The following is a 15,462-nucleotide window of genomic DNA, read 5'->3' as shown; positions in this document are numbered from 1 at the left end:
GGGGTGTGGTGGTCGGGGGTGGTCATGGGCGCCAGGGGATGCGGTGTTCGGTGAGGTGGGCGAGTACCGCGTGGTTCGCCTCCCACCCGTCAGGGCTGTGTTCTTGGGCCGCCTTCGGCGGCGTGCCGTACTCCGTCCGGCGGGGGGTGTGGTGGTCGGGGGTGGTCATGGGCGCCAGGGGATGCGGTGTTCGGTGAGGTGGGCGAGTACCGCGTGGTTCGCCTCCCACCCGTCAGGGAACTTCACCAGTGTCCCCAGCTGTACCGGCTCGGTCGACGGGTAGTCGTCCAGCAGGTCGCCCACGCCCGCCCGGCACACCACGACGCACGCGTGCCGGTGCCGGGAGGCGAGGACGCACAGTCGGCCCGTTTCCAGGTGGAAGGCGGTGGCGTCGGGGCGGCCCGACAGCGGGTGCAGGACGACCGTGACGTCGAACTCCCGGCCCTGCAGCCGGTTCGCCGTGTCCACCGTCACCTCGGCGACGCCCAGCGCGGCCAGCGCGGCCCGCACCGCCGCCGCCTGGTCCCGGTGGGCCGTGCCGACGGCGATCCGGTCGGCGGTGAGGGGAGCCGGATCCGGTGAGCGCTCCGAGACCGCCGCACCACCCCGGTCCAGCAGCCGCCGTACCACCGTGGCCACGGCCCGTACCGCCTCCGGATCCGTCCGCGGCGTGTGCCGCGCGGGCAGTTCCAGCAGCCCCCAGCCCGAGGCCGCCGCCTCGTCGATCACCCGGTCGGGGCCGGAGCCGTCGGACGGGACGGCGAAGGCCAGGCGACGGTCGCCGTGGTCCGTGCCGCTGCGGAACGGGGTGAAGGGGTAGAAGGCGTCCGACACCAGGGGGGCCGCCGAGGCCGGCAGACGCCAGGACACCGGCAGGCGGTGCTGCGGCAGCTCGGGGTTGTGGGCGAGGAGGGTGGTGACGGCCGAGGCGGACGGATCGTACGACAGGCCCGCCCACTGCTCGCTGCCCACGAGGGCGAACGGGTCCAGCTGCCCCGGGTCACCCACGAACAGCGCCCGCTCGAACAGCCCGGCCACGGCGAGCAGCGCGTCCGAGCGCATCTGGTACGCCTCGTCCACGATGGCGTGCCGCCACGGCTCGTCCACCGTGACGTGCGCCCACTTCGCGGCGGTCGACAGCACCACCGGGATCCCGGCCAGCTCGCCCGCCTTCGCCGACTTCCGTACGTTCGGCAGGTCGTTCAGGGCCTTGTCGTACGGGTCGGCGTCGCTGCTGTGCAGGCGGCCGACGGGCAGCTCCGGGTTCTTCTCGGCGAGCCGCATCACCAGGTCGTCGACCTGCGCGTTGGTCTGCGCGACCACCATCAGCGGGCGCCCGGCGTCGGCGAGTTCCAGCGCCGCGCGGACGACGAGCGTGGACTTGCCGGCGCCCGGCGGGGAGTCCACGACCACACCCCGGTGGGTGCCGTGCAGGGTGTCGCTCAGGATCGCGTCGGTGGCGCGCGTGGCCGCGGCCCCGGGGTCGAACACGGCCTCGGTGGTCACAGCGCGTCCTCCTCGGTGACGGGATCGGGAGCCTCCGGCACGGCCGCCGCCTCACCCGGCGGCCCGCCGTGCGTCCACGGCGTCTCCTCCGGGTCGGGCAGCTTCGCCCCGCCGCGCTGCTCGTGCTCGAACAGGGTGAAGCAGACCCGGTCGCCCTTCTCCGGGACCGACCCGGCCTCCGGCTCCTTGCCGCGGCCCATCTTGTCGACGATCCGCAGGACGACGAGCCCCTCACCCTCGGCGCCGGCGAACCCGGCGAACTCGGCCGCCTGCGGCTTCCCGCCCAGCGAGCGGTACACCTTCGCCCGCTCCCCGAGGTGCGGCCGGTCGTCCGTGCGCACGGTCACCAGCGGGCGCGGGCTGGGCCGCTTCCCCTCGCTGTAGGCCATGACGACCTCCGTGACCTCGCCCGCGAACGCCTCCCCGGCCAGCCTGCGTCCCGCCATCACCAGCGGGTCGTCGAGGGCCTCCTGCGCCTCGAGACGGGCCTGCTCGCGCTCGCGCGTGGCCAGCTTGTTGGCTGCCGTCACCGCGTCGTCGCGGCGGGGCTGCGGGGGTTCCCCGGCGAGCACACGGTCGCGGTGGCCGGTGAACGACCAGCGGTCGCGCGTCCACCGCTCCTCGACGTGCGCCCCCTCCGGCAGGGCCCGCAGCAGGTCGATCCCGCGCCACACCGTCCTCCAGGTGGGCAGGGTGACGCTCGCCACCAGGTCGCGGATCTCCCGCTCGGCCGCGGTGAGCACGCCGAGCCGGTCGTCCGCCTCCAGGCCGTCCTCGGCGGCCGCCAGGGCGGTGCGGGCCCGGTCGTAGCGTTCCAGGGCGGGCGCGAGCAGCTTGTTGTCGAAGGCCGGGTCGGTGGCCGGACCCGCGGGCGGGCACCGCAACTGGCCGTCGGCACCCCGGGCCAGCTCGGCCCGCAACGCCTCCTCGGCGCCTGTCGTGCCCTCCGCCGGGGCGATCCAGGCGAGCAGCGCGCCCAGGTGCTGGTCCTCCAGGCTGGACTGCCCGGTCGCCCAGTGCCGCACCAGCACGTCCGTCAGGGCCAGCAGCAGCGAGGAGCCCGGCACCCGCGCCCGCTCCCCGAAGTGCGTCAGCCACCGCCCGAGCAACGGCACCCGGGACGGCGCCGGATAGGGCGCCTCGGGGTCCTGCTCCGCCGTACGGCGGAACCGCATCGACCGCCCGAGCAGCCGGACGAACTCCACGCCCGCGCGGCTCGGCACGATCAGCTGCGGGGCGTCCGCGCACAGCTCGACCTCGACCTTGACCCGCTTGCCGGTCTCCGGGTCGGTCTCCGTGCGCTCGGCGGGTTCGACGGCGTCCGCGAACGAGTCGACGTACGGCAGGACGACGTCCGACAGGTCGGCGAGGAACGCGGAGCGCAGATCGCGGTCGCGCGGCTGCGGCACGACGAGCAGGCGCGGCGCGTCCCGGTCGGTGCCGACCAGCGCCCCGAGCGGGGCACCGGCCTCACCGGCGGTGGTGAGCGGCACGAACACCAGCGGCCGGTCGGACAGATGCCGGTGCCGGACGGTCGCGGTGGGCTGGGCGCGGCCCGTGCTGACCGCCTCCAGACGGGCCAGGGTGGCGATCAGGGACACGTGGCCGCCTCCCGGCCGGACAGCGCCTCCGCGCGCAGGGCCGCCGCCCGGCGCAGCGCCGCCACCGCCGGATCCCCCGGGTCGCCGAGCTCGCCGCGGGCCGCCGCCAGCACGTCGTCCACGGTCGCCAGCCCGCCCAGTTCGGCGCGGACCGGGCGGCCCAGCGTCGTCACCGCGCCGGCCGAGCGGGACCGCTCGCGGCAGTGGAAGGCCAGCTCGCACGCGGCCAGGCACTCGGGCGCGTACGCCGCCGGGACCGACTCCACCGCCGCCGTCAGCTCCTCGGGCGGCAGGCCGGGGGCGAAGCAGGTGTCCTCGGGAAGGGCGGCCGCGATCTCCTCGATACGGGTGAGCCGGGCCAACTGGCGGGCGGTGACCGCGCGCTGCTTGCGGATGTCCACGGCCGAGGCGGTGGGCAGGTTGGAGAAGTCCCGGGGGCAGACCAGGAGGACGCGGTGGCGCACCTGCGGGGCGGGCGCGCTGTCCCGGAGCCGTCCGGCGACCTCCTCCAGGGCGAGGACGTACACGGCCGCCTGCCGCGCGGCGGCGCCCACCTTCGCCGGGTCCGCCGAACCGTCCAGCATCGGGAAGGACTTGATCTCCACGACCGTCCAGCTGCCGTCCGGGTGCACCACCACCGCGTCCGGCTCCAGGAACGCCGGGGAGCCCGCCACGTCCAGTGCCAGCATCGGGTGGTCGAGCAGCGTCCAGCCGCCCGCCTCGACGGCCTCGCGCAGCGCCAGCGCCGTCCGCGCCGTCCGCCCCGCCGGACCGGGCGCGGACAGGTCGGGGACGTGGGTCTCCCGCGGCGGCTCGGCGCCCGGGTCCAGCCGCGCGTGCACCAGGCGCAGCAGCTCGGCGCCGCCGTCGGCCTTCACCCGTGCCTCGAACGCGTTGCCCCGGGTCAGGGCGAACTGCGACTGCCCGAAGGCGGACGGCGCGCCCAGCGCGCTCGCCAGGCCCGCCTTGTCGACGCCCGCCCCGTCCAGGATCGCCCGCCGTCTGCACCCCGGGTTCGCGGCGAGCGCCGCGAGGGCGCGCGCGTCCAGTGCCTTGGCGGGTACGTCGGGGCCGCGCAGCTCAGCGAGCCGGTGCCGGAGCGCCGTCCCCCGCGTCGGTGGGGGCGGCGTCCGGCTCGGCTCCGGGTCCGAGCCGCGCGTCGCGCTGCCGTGGAATTCGCTCACCCACGGAAGTCTGGCATCCGCCACTGACAATCGGGGCGCCTGTGCCCCCGGGGCCCGCCGTGACCACCGTGGCACCCGGCAGCAGCCGCGCCCGCAGCCGGTCCGCGCCGCGCATCACGTGCGGCGCGAGCAGCAGCCCGACGCCCATCACGGCCACGCCCGCGACCGCGTCCAGGAAGTAGTGGTTGGCGGTGCCCATCACCACGATCGCGGTCAGCAGCGGGTAGGCGACGCCGGCCGCCTTGGCGAGGCGCGTGCCGCCGTACCGCCACAGCATCACTCCGCACCACAGCGCCCAGCCCACGTGCAGGCTCGGCATGGCCGCGTATTGGTTCGTCATGCCGCCCATGCCCCGCGGGGCGCTCGCCTCGCCGCCCCACCAGCCGTACGAGCTGTACTGGGCCATCGTGTCCACGAAGCCGTGGTCCGCGGCGAGCAGCCGGGGCGGGCAGGTGGGGAGCAGGGTGAAGCCGATCAGGCCGATGAACGTGGACGTCATCAGCCAGGTGCGGGCCGCCCGGTAGAGCCGGCCGCGGGACCGGAAGAGCCAGACCAGGATCGCGGGCGTGACCAGGTAGTGCAGCGACGCGTACCAGAAGTCGGCCGGGACGCCGAGCCACGCCTCGTGCGTGAACAGGCGGTTGAGCGGATGTTCGAGATCGAGGTGCAGGGCCTTTTCGATACGGAGGAGCGCCAGGCCGTGGTCGACGGCACCGGAGACGTCGCCCCGGGCGAGCAGGCGGCCCGCCGAGTAGCAGCCGTACACCAGCAGGATCAGTGGGAGTTCCGTCCACCACCGCAGCCGGGTCCGCGGGGACACCTCGTCGGTGCCCGGTGTCTCGGTCTGCGGCATCCGATCGCCCTCCCCCTTCTGGTCCGCGGCACTCCTTGGGCCGGCCGTGCCACTTTACGATGTGCTCTGTTCACTCCTGCGGCGCGCCCGGTTCGGCCCTAGGGAACATCCGCTCGCCCTCAAGTGGCGCTTCAGACCGGATAGACGCCGAGATCGCCCGCCCGGTTGCCCGGGGACAGCGTGCGCGATGATGGAGGGACCACGCCCCGGGTTTCTCCCCGGCACCTCCCCGACGTCTCCCGGAAAGGTCCCCCATGGCACCGCGCATCCTGCTGGCCCGGCACGGACAGACGGCCTGGTCGCTGTCCGGCAAGCACACCGGCAGGACCGACGTACCCCTCCTGGAGGAGGGCCGGCGCGGCGCCAAGCTGCTCGGCGAGCGGCTCCACCGCGGGCCCTTCGACGGCCTCCCCGGCGTCGAGGTCCGCACCAGCCCCCTGTCACGCGCGCGTGACACGTGCGATCTCGCCGGGTTCGGTGAGCGGGCGACCGCCTGGGACGCGCTGCTGGAGTGGGACTACGGCGCGTACGAGGGCATGACCCCCGAGGAGATCCAGGCCGTTCGCCCCGGCTGGCTGATCTGGCGGGACGGGGTTCCCGAGGGGGAGACCCTCGCCGAGGTGACGGCCCGGGCGGACGAGGTGGTGTCCTGGGCGCGGTCGGCCGGCCGCGACGGCCGCGACGTCCTGGTCTTCGCCCACGGGCACATCCTGCGGTCCATAGGCGCGAGGTGGCTGGGACTGCCCCTGGACTTCGCCGCGCGGATCCGCCTCAACCCGACGTCACTGTCCGTCCTGGGCTGGGCGTACGGCGAACCGGCGATCGAGAGCTGGAACGACTCGGGCCACCTCGTCGGATGACGTCCCGCTCGCCGGACGACGTCCCGGCCGTCACCCGGCCGTCACGCGGGTGCGGTCCGCGGCAGCGAGGCGTGCCGTTCCAGGAACTCCGACACCCCGCAGGCCCGCCGGTGCGGCAGCAGCACCCGGGCGGTCCCCGCCAGCATCGTCTGGATCCGTGACGACTGCACCTGGTCCAGCAGGTCCAGTACCCGCGTCCCGGCCGCCGCCGCCTCGTCCGGCCGCCCCCCGCGCGCGAGGTCGTCCGCGAGTTCGGCCGTGTACAGCGCGATGTTCCGCGTGAAGTGGGGATCCTGGAGCCGCGCGGCCCGCCGCGCGTGCCGGGCCGCCCGCTTCCAGTCGCCCAGCGTCGACCAGCACTGCGCCTCCAGCCCCTCCAGTTCGGCCTCGCCGTAGAAGCTCATCCATTCCGGGTCCGCGTCCGAACGGCCCCGCTCGTACAGGGTCTGCGCCCGGACGAGGGCCTGTTCGCAGCCGGTGCGGTCGGCGAGCCCCGCCCAGCCGCCCGCCTCGCGCAGCGCGAGCAGCGACATCAGGCGCGCGGACCCCAGCGACCGTCCCACCCGCTGCGCGGCCTGCGCCGCCCGCACCGCCTCCCGGGGCCGCCCCGCGTCGCGCGCGAGGAAGGCCGTGTTGCAGAACGCGTGCGCCTCCAGGGCGGGGTCCCCGGTCATCCGGGCGGTCGCGAGCGCCTCCGCGTAGTGCGAGCGGGCGTCGTCGAAACGCCCTGAGTCGTGGGCCAGCCAGCCCACGGAGATGGCGAGTTCACCGGCGCCCGAGTGCAGCCGGTCGGCGGTCGTCTGCCGGGTGGCACCCGCGTCCAGCAGCTCGTAGGCGGCGCGCAGCGGGGCGGCCGCGCGCCGGTAGAGGCCGTCCGCGCCGTGCCGGTCGTCGAGCAGCCGGATGCGGCGTACGGCCTCCTCCAGGGCTGCCGCCTCCGAGGACCCGGCGCGGCGCACCGGCCGGTCCGCCGCCGCGGCGTCGATGGTGAACCCCAGGGGGCCCAGTGTGGCGGCGGCCACGGTGGCGCCCCCGCCCGTCATGAATGCGCGACGCAGCACGTCGCTCTCCTCGTGGTTCTCGTGGTTCTCGTGCGTTGCGTACGGATCCTGTGTGTCATACGGCTCGGAGGCCCCCCACGTCTCAGCCGCGGCGGACGCCGGGCGGGTGGTGCGCGGGACGGGCGCTTCACCCGCCGGGCGCGCCGCGCGTCCGCGGACGGACGAGCGTGGCGCGAAGCCCAGGTCGGCGAGCGTGCGGCCGGGGAACATGTGCAGGAACACCCGTTCGTACGCGTAGTTCGGGCAGCGGATCTCGCCTGCCTCGACCCGGCCGATGTAGCGCGCGTCACAGCTCACCCGCTCGCCGATCTCGCGGGCGGCCCGCCGTACCAGCGCGGCGAACTCCGCCGGTGAGCGCCGGCCGCGCAGCTGCCGGAAGGCGGGGTTCGGCCGTGGTGGCCGTTCGGGCTGTGACGAGGTCACGGTCGACGACGCCATGGCCGGGTCCTCTCGTGCGAACCGTCGAACCATGCCGGAACCGTCGCGGGTCGTCCGTGCGGGGACCCCGGTTGCGGCGGGCAAGAACGTACCCGCTGTGCCGGGCCCGCCACGCTGCGTTTGGCTACAAATCGGATATCTCATGCGTGATCTGCCATGAAGTGCCATCCTTTGCGGCGCACTTGTGCCGTTGCCGTTGACGCCGTGCCGCGTTGGACACGGTGGACTGCAGGAGGGCTGCGTGGTGGAGGCCGGGATGGAGACCAGCCGGAGCAACGATCCTTGTACGCCGTCGCCGACCGCGTGCGATGTGGTGACCGTACCGACCCGGCAGGGTCTGGAGGCGGTCGACATCCTGCGGCGGGGTGCGGCCCGGGACGCGGTGGGGCCCGTCCTGCACGACGACGGGTGCGACACGCTCGGCTTCCTGGTCCCGCCCGGCACCGCCGCCGCGTGGGACGTCCCCGGAAGCACCTGTACGGAGACCGCCGGACGCGGGCTGACCGTGATCCCGCACCCACCGGTCGAGGGTTCCGACTGGCTGGTGCCGCCGGGGGAGGCCGACCTGGCGACCGACCCCGCGGTTCTCAGACGGGCGCTGGGAGAGGCGGCCCGGCTGCTCAGGGCTGCCGACGACTGCCGCTGACCGGTACCGCTCGCCGGGGTCCTGCGACGCCGGGGTCCTGCGACGCCGGGGTCCTGCGAGAATGACCCCCATGGGCAAGTCCAGGAATCCCCGGCGCAGGCAGACCGGTGCCGAGGCGGTCGTCGAGGACGTCGACGGCGGCCTCGCCCAGCTGATACCCGACCGGGACCGCCGACGGGCCTGGACCCTGCTGATCGACGGGGCGCCGCAGTCGCACGTCGACCTCGACGACCCGGCGTACCTCTCCTTCGAGTACCAGCGGCGGCTCGGGCACGTCATCGACCTCGTCGCACCGCCCGGCAGGCCGGTGCGCGCCGTGCACCTCGGCGGCGGTGCGTTCACCCTGGCCCGCTATGTGGCCGCCACCCGCCCCCGCTCCACCCAGCAGGTCGTCGAGCGGGACGCGAAACTCGTCGAACTGGTCCGGCGCGAGCTGCCGCCCGACCCCGGGGCCCGGATCCGGGTGCGTTCGACGGACGCCCGCGAGGGCCTTGCCAAGGTGCCGGACGGCTGGGCCGACCTGGTCGTCGCCGACGTCTTCAGCGGCGCCCGCACCCCCGCCCACCTCACCTCCACCGAGTTCCTCGACGAGGTCCGCAGGGCCCTCGCGCCGGACGGGATCTTCGCCGCCAACCTCGCCGACGGCCCCCCGCTCGCCCACCTGCGCGGCCAGATCGCCACCGCCGCCGCCCGCTTCCCCGAACTCGCGCTGGTCGCCGACCCGGCCGTGCTGCGCGGCAGACGGTTCGGCAACGCGGTCCTGGTCGCCGCCGGCCGCCCGCTCCCCGTCGCCGAACTGACCCGCCGCGCCGCCTCCGACCCGCAGCCCGCCCGGGTCGAGCACGGCCACGCGCTCCTCGCCTTCACCGGCGGGGCCGCGCCGGTCACCGACGAGGCGGCGGTGGCCTCACCGGCCCCGCCGCCGTCGGTGTTCGCTCATTGACGTGCTCTCCTGGCTGAAGCCGGGAGATTCCCGCTTACCTTGCGGCAGCGGGCTTGACGCGCTTCGCCCGCCTGACGACTGCCCTCCCGGCAGCCGGGACGAGCGCGAGGCCCATCCGGAACAGGTGCAAGACGTTCCGGGCCGCGTTGTGGTCGGCTCCTCGACGCGCTGCTCGGCAACGTCTTCCGGCACACCGCCGAGGGCACGGCCTTCGCGGTCGACGTGCACCACGGGGAGGACGCGGTGACCGTCCTGGTCTCCGACGCGGGCCCCGGTATATCCGACCCCGGGGCGGCCATGGCCCGCGGCCGGGGCTCGGGCACCGACGGCTCGACCGGCCTCGGCCTGGACATCGTGCGCCGGCTCGCCGAGTCGACCGGCGGGGACGTACGGATCGGCACCTCGGTGCCGGGCGGCACGCAGGTGCGGATCCGGTTCCGGCTCGACGGGCGGGAGCCGGTGCGCACGGGCCACCGGGGCGCCGTACGCCGTCGCCGGTGCCGGGCGAGGGGCGCGGCACTCCCCTGGGGTGCCGCGCCCCTGCCCTGTTCCCCCCTGCGTCCGGCCCGCGTCAGATCACCTCGCCCACCGGCGGAAGTGATCCCGTGCGGGCCGCTTGGCCGTACCAGCGGGCGCTCGACTTGGGAGTGCGGTCCAGCGAGGCGTAGTCGACGTACACGGCACCGAAGCGCTTGCTGTAGCCGTACGCCCACTCGAAGTTGTCCATCAGCGACCACAGGTAGTAGCCGCGTACGTCCGCGCCGTCCGCGACGGCCCGGCGCACGGCCGACAGATGGCCGTGGAGGTAGGCGATGCGCTCGGGGTCGTGGACGCGGCCGTCGGAGTCCACCTTGTCGTCGTACGCCGCGCCGTTCTCCGTCACGTACAGCGGAAGGCCGGGCGCCTCCCGCGTGTAGCGCATGATCAGCTCGTGCAGGCCGGTCGGGTCGATCGTCCAGCCCATCTCCGTACGCTCGCCGGGCGTCTGGTGGAAGGCCACGTCGTCCGCGCCGGGCCAGGGGGAGTGGTCGCTCGTCCCATGACCGTCCGCGCGCGGGCCGGCCGGCCCGGAATCGGCGGAGGAGACCAGCGCCGGCGTGTAGTAGTTCAGTCCGAGCGCGTCCAGCGGCTGGTTGATCGCGGCCAGGTCGCCGTCCTGGACGTGGGACCAGTCGGTGAGGGACGAGGTCGCCTCGAGCAGCGTCTTCGGGTACGCGCCGTGCAGCATCGGGCCGTGGAAGACGCCGTTGGCCAGGTCGTCGATGCGGCGGCCGGCCGCCAGGTCCGCCGGGTCCCGGGAGAGGGTGCGGACCACCGAGGAGTTGAGGCTCACCGCGACCGTGTTGCGGGCCGGCATGACCGAACGGAGCGCCGAGGCGCCCAGGCCGTGCGCCAGGTTCAGGTGGTGGGCGGCCTTCAGCGACGCCGCCGGCTCCGTACGGCCGGGCGCGTGCACCCCGGAGCTGTAGCCGAGGAAGGCGCTGCACCACGGCTCGTTCAGCGTGATCCACTGCTCCACCCGGTCGCCGAGCGCCTCGCCGACGAGCCGCGCGTACTCGGCGAAGCGGTACGCGGTGTCCCGCTCGGGCCAGCCGCCCGCGTCCTCCCGTTCCTGCGGCAGGTCCCAGTGGTAGAGGGTGACGGCCGGCTTGATGCCGTGCGCGAGCAGTTCGTCCACCAGGCGCCGGTAGAAGTCCAGCCCCGCCTGCACGGCCGGGCCCCGCCCCGTCGGCTGCACCCGCGGCCAGGAGACGGAGAACCGGTACGCGTTCAGGCCCAGCTCCGCCATCAGCGCGACGTCCTCGCGGTAGCGGTGGTAGTGGTCGACAGCGACGTCACCGGTCGCGCCGCCGAAGGTCTTGCCCGGGGTGTGGCTGAAGGTGTCCCAGATGGAGGGGGTACGGCCGTCCTCCCGGACCGCTCCCTCGATCTGGTACGCGGAGGTCGCGGCACCCCAGAGGAAGGCGGCGGGGAAGCTCTCGGTCAACGGATCGGGCATGGAATCGCTCCCATGAGGTCGGCAGGACCCCATTATGCATGGGAGCGCTCCCATGACCAAGGGGCAGTACGACGGCCGAAGCGCGCCGGATCGTGGCCGCGGGCCCCGGACGGCTGCTCGGAAAAGCTGATCGTTCACCTTTCGGCGTCCGTCCGGGGCCCGCGGCCTCCTGCCGCCGAAAACGCCGGCACCGCCCCGGATCGCGGCGCAACGGCCGTCCCGGCGGGGATCGTTGCACCGGTGACCTGCGTGATTCCAGGAGGAGACGGGCCGGTGTCCGGCTGGTGACGCCCCGCGGTGCGACACATTCCCGTGACGTGCGGAACACGCTTGCGCAACAACGCTGTTTTCAAGTCTTGACAGCGCGCCCGGCAGGAACCAGTCTTCCGGCATGCCGCGTGGGAGCGGTCCCACGGGTAGCTCGGGGGGTTCTCTCCCGTGTGGACCGAACCACCCATGGCCTTTCCCTCTGTCGTCACTGCACCCCGTTGACCAGCACCTCTTCACCGCACGCCGAGTGCTGTGGGCTGGCCGCTGCTCGCAACCGAGAGGGCAGGTCCGGACCGTCGGGCCCCGACGGTCCGATTCCTGAGATCCCGTTCCCACTGGAACAAGGAGTAGTGGAATGCGCATCACCCGTAACGGCGGTCACGGCCGCAGAGCGGCGGTCCTGACCACCACGGTCCTGACCGCCTCGGCCCTGTTGCTGACCGGTTGCAGCAGCGACGACAAGGACTCGGACGCCTCGGACTCCAACGGGAACATCACTCTCACCCTCGCCGACTTCGGGCAGTTCGGCTACAAGGAAGCCGGCCTGTTCGCCCAGTACCACAAGCTGCACCCGAACATCACGGTGAAGGAAGAGACCACCGCCAACGAGCAGGACTACTACCCGAAGCTGCTTCAGCAGCTGAACACGGGCAGCGGCCTGGGCGACGTCACGGGCATCGAGGTCGGCCGTATCAAGGAGGTCGTCGACACCCAGGCGGCCAAGTTCACCGACCTGAGCAAGTCCATCAACGTGGGCGACTGGGTCTCCTGGAAGGAGAAGCAGGCCACCGCCAAGGACGGCACCGTCATAGGCGCCGGCACCGACATCGGCCCGATGTCCCTGTGCTACCGCCGGGACCTCTTCGAGAAGGCGGGCCTGCCGGCCGACCGTGAGGCCGTCGCCGAGGCGGTCAAGGGCGGCTGGGAGGACTACCTCAAGCTCGGCGAGAAGTACAAGAAGAAGGCCCCTGCCGGCACCTTCTTCATGGACTCCGCGAGCGCCATGTACAACGCGGTCGTCAGCTCCAACGCGAAGCAGTACTACGACGCCGACGGCAAGGCGATCTACAAGGACAGCCCCTCCGTGCAGCAGGGCTGGAACCTGGCCGCCGAGGCCGCGTCCAAGAAGCTGACCCAGGGCCTGCCGCAGTTCACCGACGGCTGGACGGCCGCGCTGCGCAAGGGCACCGTGGCCACCGTGGCCTGCCCCGCCTGGATGGCCGCGCAGATCTCCGTCAACTCCGGTGACGCCTTCAAGGGCAAGTGGGACATCAGCCGTGCGCCCGGCTCGACGGCGGCCAACTGGGGAGGCTCCTTCCTGGCCGTGCCCAAGAGCGGCAAGCACGTGAAGGAGGCCACCGAGCTCGTCAAGTGGCTGACCGCTCCGGAGCAGCAGGCCGCCGTGTTCGAGAAGATCGGTGTCTTTCCGTCGAACAAGGGTGCCTACGAGCTCGCCAGCGTGAAGAACGCGAAGCTCCCCTACTTCAACGACGCCCCGATCGGCCAGATCTACGCCGAAGAGGCCGCGTCCATCCCCGAGGCCGTGCTCGGTGCGAAGGACGCCACGATCAAGGACACGATCTCCAACCAGATCAACAACATGGAGAAGCGGGGCACCAAGCCCGCTGACGCCTGGAAGGCCGCGACCGAGTCGATCGACAAGGTGATCGGCTGACACCCGGCGGTGCGGGTGGCCCCACCGGCCGCCCGCACCGCGCTGTGGCGCGTGGGGCCGCGCGGCGGCTCCTGCCACCGGTGCGGAGCCGTCCCGCTCCGCACCGGGACCGGTCGTCACGGACCGGTCCGCTCCGCGGCGTCCGGCGCCGGTTCCCGTCGCACGGCCGGCCGCCCCCCGTACCCCGTCGTACGAGGGCCGGCGCCCGGCACACGGGAACGGCGGTCGGACGCCGACGCGCCGTGTCCCCGCGGGCCGGTCGCCGGTCCGGCACCATGCAGGCCGGCCGCCCGGTCCCGTCGGGGTGGGGAACGACGACGTTCCCCGCCCCGCACCCGGCCGTAACCCCCAGGAAGGAACTCCCCCGTGGCAACGACCACTCCCACACGGGGTGCCCCCACCCCGCCCGCCGGCGGCTCCGCCCCCGCCTCGAGCGGACGCGGCACCTGGCGGACCCGGCTGTGGCGCTTCGACGACATCGCGTCCCCGTACGCGTACATCGCCCCCTTCTTCCTCGTCTTCGGCGCCTTCGGGCTCTACCCGCTGCTCTACACGGGCTGGATCGCCCTGCACCGGGTGGAGATGACGAGCCTCAGCCAGTCCGAATGGGTCGGCTGGGACAACTTCGCCAAGATCCTCCAGGACTCCGAGTTCTGGACGGCGGTCACCAACACCTTCGTGATCGGCGTCATCTCGACCGTCCCCCAGCTGCTCGTGGCCCTGGGCCTCGCCCACCTGCTCAACTACAAGCTGCGCGCCAGCACCTTCTGGCGGACGATCATCCTTACCCCGTACGCCACCTCGGTGGCGACCGCGGCCCTGGTCTTCGCCCTGGTCTTCCGGGCCGACGGCGGCATCCTCAACTGGGTGCTGCACTTCTTCGGGGCCGGCAACACCGACTGGGGCAACGGGGAGTGGACGTCCAAGATCGCCATCTCGGTCATCATCATCTGGCGCTGGACCGGCTACAACGCGCTGATCTACCTGGCGGCGATGCAGGCCGTCCCCACGGACCTGTACGAAGCGGCCTCCCTCGACGGAGCGACGCGCTGGCAGCAGTTCCGCAAGGTGACCATCCCCTCGCTGCGGCCGACGATCCTGTTCACCATCGTCATCTCGACCATCGGCTCCATGCAGCTGTTCGGTGAGCCGCTGCTGCTCCAGGGCGGCACGCTCGGCTCCATCGGCGGCAGCGAGCACCAGTACGAGACCCTCAGCATCTACCTCTTCAACTACGGCTGGAAGCTGGGACACCTCGGTCCGGCCGCGGCCGTGGCATGGGCCATGCTCGTCCTGCTGCTGCTCATCGCCCTGATCAACTGGATCGTCGGCCGGTTCATGCGCAAGAGCGCGGCCTGACGGGAGCGATATCGATGACCACGACCAGTCCCACCAAGACCGCGCCGGACTTCGACCCGGCACCCCCCGTCGCCTCGCCGGCCAAGAGCCGCGTCCGTCTCAAGCTCGGTGCCGGGCAGCAGCTCAACGGCGGTCCCTTCACCTATGCCGCCCTGATCATCGTCGGCCTGGGCTCCGTCCTCCCGCTGTACTGGACGCTGGTGGCCGCCTCGCACGACCAGCAGCGGGTCCTCGACAGCCCACCGCCGCTCCTGCCGGGCGGCCGGCTGTGGACCAACATCCAGTCGGCCTGGGACCAGGCCCACCTGGGCAAAGCCATCGTCAACAGCGTCATCGTGGCGGGCTGCATCACCGCGGCCACACTGTTCTTCTGCACCCTCGCCGGCTACGCCTTCGCCAAGATGCGTTTCCGCGGCCGGGGCGTCCTGATGACCGCGGTCATCGCCACCCTGACCATTCCGCCGCAGCTCAGCGTGGTCCCGCTGTTCATGATGATGTCCGACATCGGATGGGGCGGAAAGCTGGAGTCGGTGATCTTCCCGACCCTGGTCGGCGCCTTCGGTGTCTTCTTCATGCGGCAGTACCTGCTGGAGGCCCTGCCCTACGAGCTCATCGAGGCGGCCAAGGTGGACGGGGCGAGCAACATCCGCATCGTGTGGAACGTGGTCCTGCCCGTGGCCCGGCCCGCGATGATGGTGCTCGGCATGCTCACCTTCGTCCAGGCGTGGAACGACTTCTTCTGGCCCTTCCTCGCCCTGAGCCAGGAGAATCCCACCCTCCAGGTGGCGCTCGGGCAGCTCAGCGCCTCCTACACCCCCGACCAGAGCATCGTCATGGCGGGAGCGCTGATCAGCACCCTTCCGCTGCTGCTGGTCTTCGTGGTCTTCGGCAAGCAGATCGTCGGAGGCATCATGGCGGGCGCCGTCAAGGGCTGACCCCGGCCACCTCCGCGGGGCCGGCCCGGCCGGCCCCCCCCCCCCAGGCCCCACCAAGCCAAAAGGCCCGGCCCCCAACCCACGCGGCGGGGGGGGCGGCGGCCCGGCCCCTCGGGGGAGGAAAACACAGTA

The 15,462-nt window shown here is 73.2% G+C and carries 13 protein-coding genes and 2 pseudogenes; 7 read left to right on the top strand and 8 right to left on the bottom strand.

What is annotated here, in order from left to right; translation table 11 throughout:
• Nucleotides 1–22: 22 nt before the first annotated feature.
• From ABZX30_RS31875 to ABZX30_RS31855, 5 genes are read right to left on the bottom strand one after another with little or no spacing between them, the layout of a single operon-like run.
• Nucleotides 23–169, bottom strand: coding sequence for a hypothetical protein (locus ABZX30_RS31875; protein WP_355939901.1), 147 nt, complete (start codon nt 167–169; stop codon nt 23–25).
• Nucleotides 166–1,506, bottom strand: coding sequence for an AAA domain-containing protein (locus ABZX30_RS31870; RefSeq protein ID WP_355939898.1), 1,341 nt, complete (start codon nt 1,504–1,506; stop codon nt 166–168). Before ABZX30_RS31870 ends, ABZX30_RS31875 begins: the two co-directional genes overlap by 4 nt.
• Nucleotides 1,503–3,107 (bottom strand): hypothetical protein, encoded by a 1,605-nt coding sequence (locus ABZX30_RS31865; protein ID WP_355939896.1) that lies wholly within the window; start codon nt 3,105–3,107, stop codon nt 1,503–1,505. Before ABZX30_RS31865 ends, ABZX30_RS31870 begins: the two co-directional genes overlap by 4 nt.
• Entirely contained in the window at nt 3,098–4,291 is a 1,194-nt protein-coding gene (locus ABZX30_RS31860) for a hypothetical protein (RefSeq protein WP_355939893.1), read from the bottom strand. The genes ABZX30_RS31865 and ABZX30_RS31860 overlap by 10 nt, the downstream gene beginning before the upstream one ends.
• Nucleotides 4,188–5,144 carry a phosphatase PAP2 family protein gene (locus tag ABZX30_RS31855; RefSeq protein ID WP_355939890.1) on the bottom strand — a complete coding sequence of 319 codons (957 nt, stop codon included), beginning with the start codon at nt 5,142–5,144 and terminating at the stop codon, nt 4,188–4,190. Before ABZX30_RS31855 ends, ABZX30_RS31860 begins: the two co-directional genes overlap by 104 nt.
• Before the next feature lie 254 nt (nt 5,145–5,398).
• Here ABZX30_RS31855 and ABZX30_RS31850 point away from each other — a divergent pair, with 254 nt between their 5' ends.
• Entirely contained in the window at nt 5,399–6,004 is a 606-nt protein-coding gene (locus tag ABZX30_RS31850; protein WP_355939888.1) for a histidine phosphatase family protein, read from the top strand.
• Nucleotides 6,005–6,045: 41 nt separating this feature from the next.
• On the opposite strand, the gene ABZX30_RS31845 is transcribed toward ABZX30_RS31850, so the two are convergent.
• Nucleotides 6,046–7,503: a hypothetical protein gene (locus ABZX30_RS31845; RefSeq protein WP_355939885.1), complete on the bottom strand. Its 1,458-nt coding sequence runs from the start codon at nt 7,501–7,503 to the stop codon at nt 6,046–6,048.
• A gap of 241 nt (nt 7,504–7,744) precedes the next feature.
• On the opposite strand from ABZX30_RS31845, the gene ABZX30_RS31840 reads away from it, so the two are divergent.
• A complete protein-coding gene (locus ABZX30_RS31840) occupies nt 7,745–8,149 on the top strand; it encodes a hypothetical protein (protein ID WP_355939882.1) in 405 nt (134 codons plus the stop codon).
• Nucleotides 8,150–8,219: 70 nt separating this feature from the next.
• The gene (locus ABZX30_RS31835) at nt 8,220–9,092 is read left to right on the top strand and encodes a fused MFS/spermidine synthase (RefSeq protein ID WP_355939879.1); all 873 of its coding nucleotides are present in this window, start codon (nt 8,220–8,222) and stop codon (nt 9,090–9,092) included.
• Nucleotides 9,093–9,126: 34 nt separating this feature from the next.
• Here ABZX30_RS31835 and ABZX30_RS31830 read toward each other — a convergent pair.
• Nucleotides 9,127–9,249: pseudogene (locus tag ABZX30_RS31830) on the bottom strand (RNA-guided endonuclease TnpB family protein); the annotation flags it as partial.
• Between the two features lie 2 nt (nt 9,250–9,251).
• Between ABZX30_RS31830 and ABZX30_RS31825 the strand changes: the two are divergent.
• Nucleotides 9,252–9,590 (top strand): annotated as a pseudogene (locus tag ABZX30_RS31825) (ATP-binding protein); the annotation flags it as partial.
• 73 nt (nt 9,591–9,663) lie between these two features.
• Here the strand turns inward: ABZX30_RS31825 and ABZX30_RS31820 are convergent.
• Nucleotides 9,664–11,091 carry a GH1 family beta-glucosidase gene (locus ABZX30_RS31820; protein ID WP_355939876.1) on the bottom strand — a complete coding sequence of 476 codons (1,428 nt, stop codon included), beginning with the start codon at nt 11,089–11,091 and terminating at the stop codon, nt 9,664–9,666.
• Nucleotides 11,092–11,716: 625 nt separating this feature from the next.
• Here ABZX30_RS31820 and ABZX30_RS31815 point away from each other — a divergent pair.
• The 3 genes from ABZX30_RS31815 (at nt 11,717) to ABZX30_RS31805 (ending at nt 15,330) form a co-directional block, all read left to right on the top strand.
• Nucleotides 11,717–13,036: an extracellular solute-binding protein gene (locus ABZX30_RS31815; RefSeq protein ID WP_355939875.1), complete on the top strand. Its 1,320-nt coding sequence runs from the start codon at nt 11,717–11,719 to the stop codon at nt 13,034–13,036.
• A gap of 366 nt (nt 13,037–13,402) precedes the next feature.
• A complete protein-coding gene (locus ABZX30_RS31810) occupies nt 13,403–14,395 on the top strand; it encodes a sugar ABC transporter permease (RefSeq protein WP_355939873.1) in 993 nt (330 codons plus the stop codon).
• A gap of 14 nt (nt 14,396–14,409) precedes the next feature.
• On the top strand, nt 14,410–15,330 hold the full coding sequence (locus ABZX30_RS31805; RefSeq protein WP_355939870.1) for a carbohydrate ABC transporter permease: 921 nt from the start codon (nt 14,410–14,412) through the stop codon (nt 15,328–15,330).
• Nucleotides 15,331–15,462: the final 132 nt, after the last annotated feature.

The organism is Streptomyces sp. NPDC004542 (assembly GCF_040610035.1).
Lineage (GTDB): Bacteria > Actinomycetota > Actinomycetes > Streptomycetales > Streptomycetaceae > Streptomyces.
The sequence above is the reverse complement of the archived record's forward strand: the minus strand, read 5'-3'. Positions and strand labels throughout refer to the sequence as shown.

Bases quoted from the DNA above. Each gene is read 5' to 3' on its own strand.
- ABZX30_RS31875 (WP_355939901.1), bottom strand. From the start codon at position 169: ATGACCACCCCCGACCACCACACCCCCCGCCGGACGGAGTACGGCACG.
- ABZX30_RS31855 (WP_355939890.1), bottom strand. From the start codon at position 5,144: ATGCCGCAGACCGAGACACCGGGCACCGACGAGGTGTCCCCGCGGACC.
- ABZX30_RS31850 (WP_355939888.1), top strand. From the start codon at position 5,399: ATGGCACCGCGCATCCTGCTGGCCCGGCACGGACAGACGGCCTGGTCG.
- ABZX30_RS31845 (WP_355939885.1), bottom strand. From the start codon at position 7,503: ATGGCGTCGTCGACCGTGACCTCGTCACAGCCCGAACGGCCACCACGG.
- ABZX30_RS31835 (WP_355939879.1), top strand. From the start codon at position 8,220: ATGGGCAAGTCCAGGAATCCCCGGCGCAGGCAGACCGGTGCCGAGGCG.
- ABZX30_RS31820 (WP_355939876.1), bottom strand. From the start codon at position 11,091: ATGCCCGATCCGTTGACCGAGAGCTTCCCCGCCGCCTTCCTCTGGGGT.
- ABZX30_RS31815 (WP_355939875.1), top strand. From the start codon at position 11,717: ATGCGCATCACCCGTAACGGCGGTCACGGCCGCAGAGCGGCGGTCCTG.
- ABZX30_RS31805 (WP_355939870.1), top strand. From the start codon at position 14,410: ATGACCACGACCAGTCCCACCAAGACCGCGCCGGACTTCGACCCGGCA.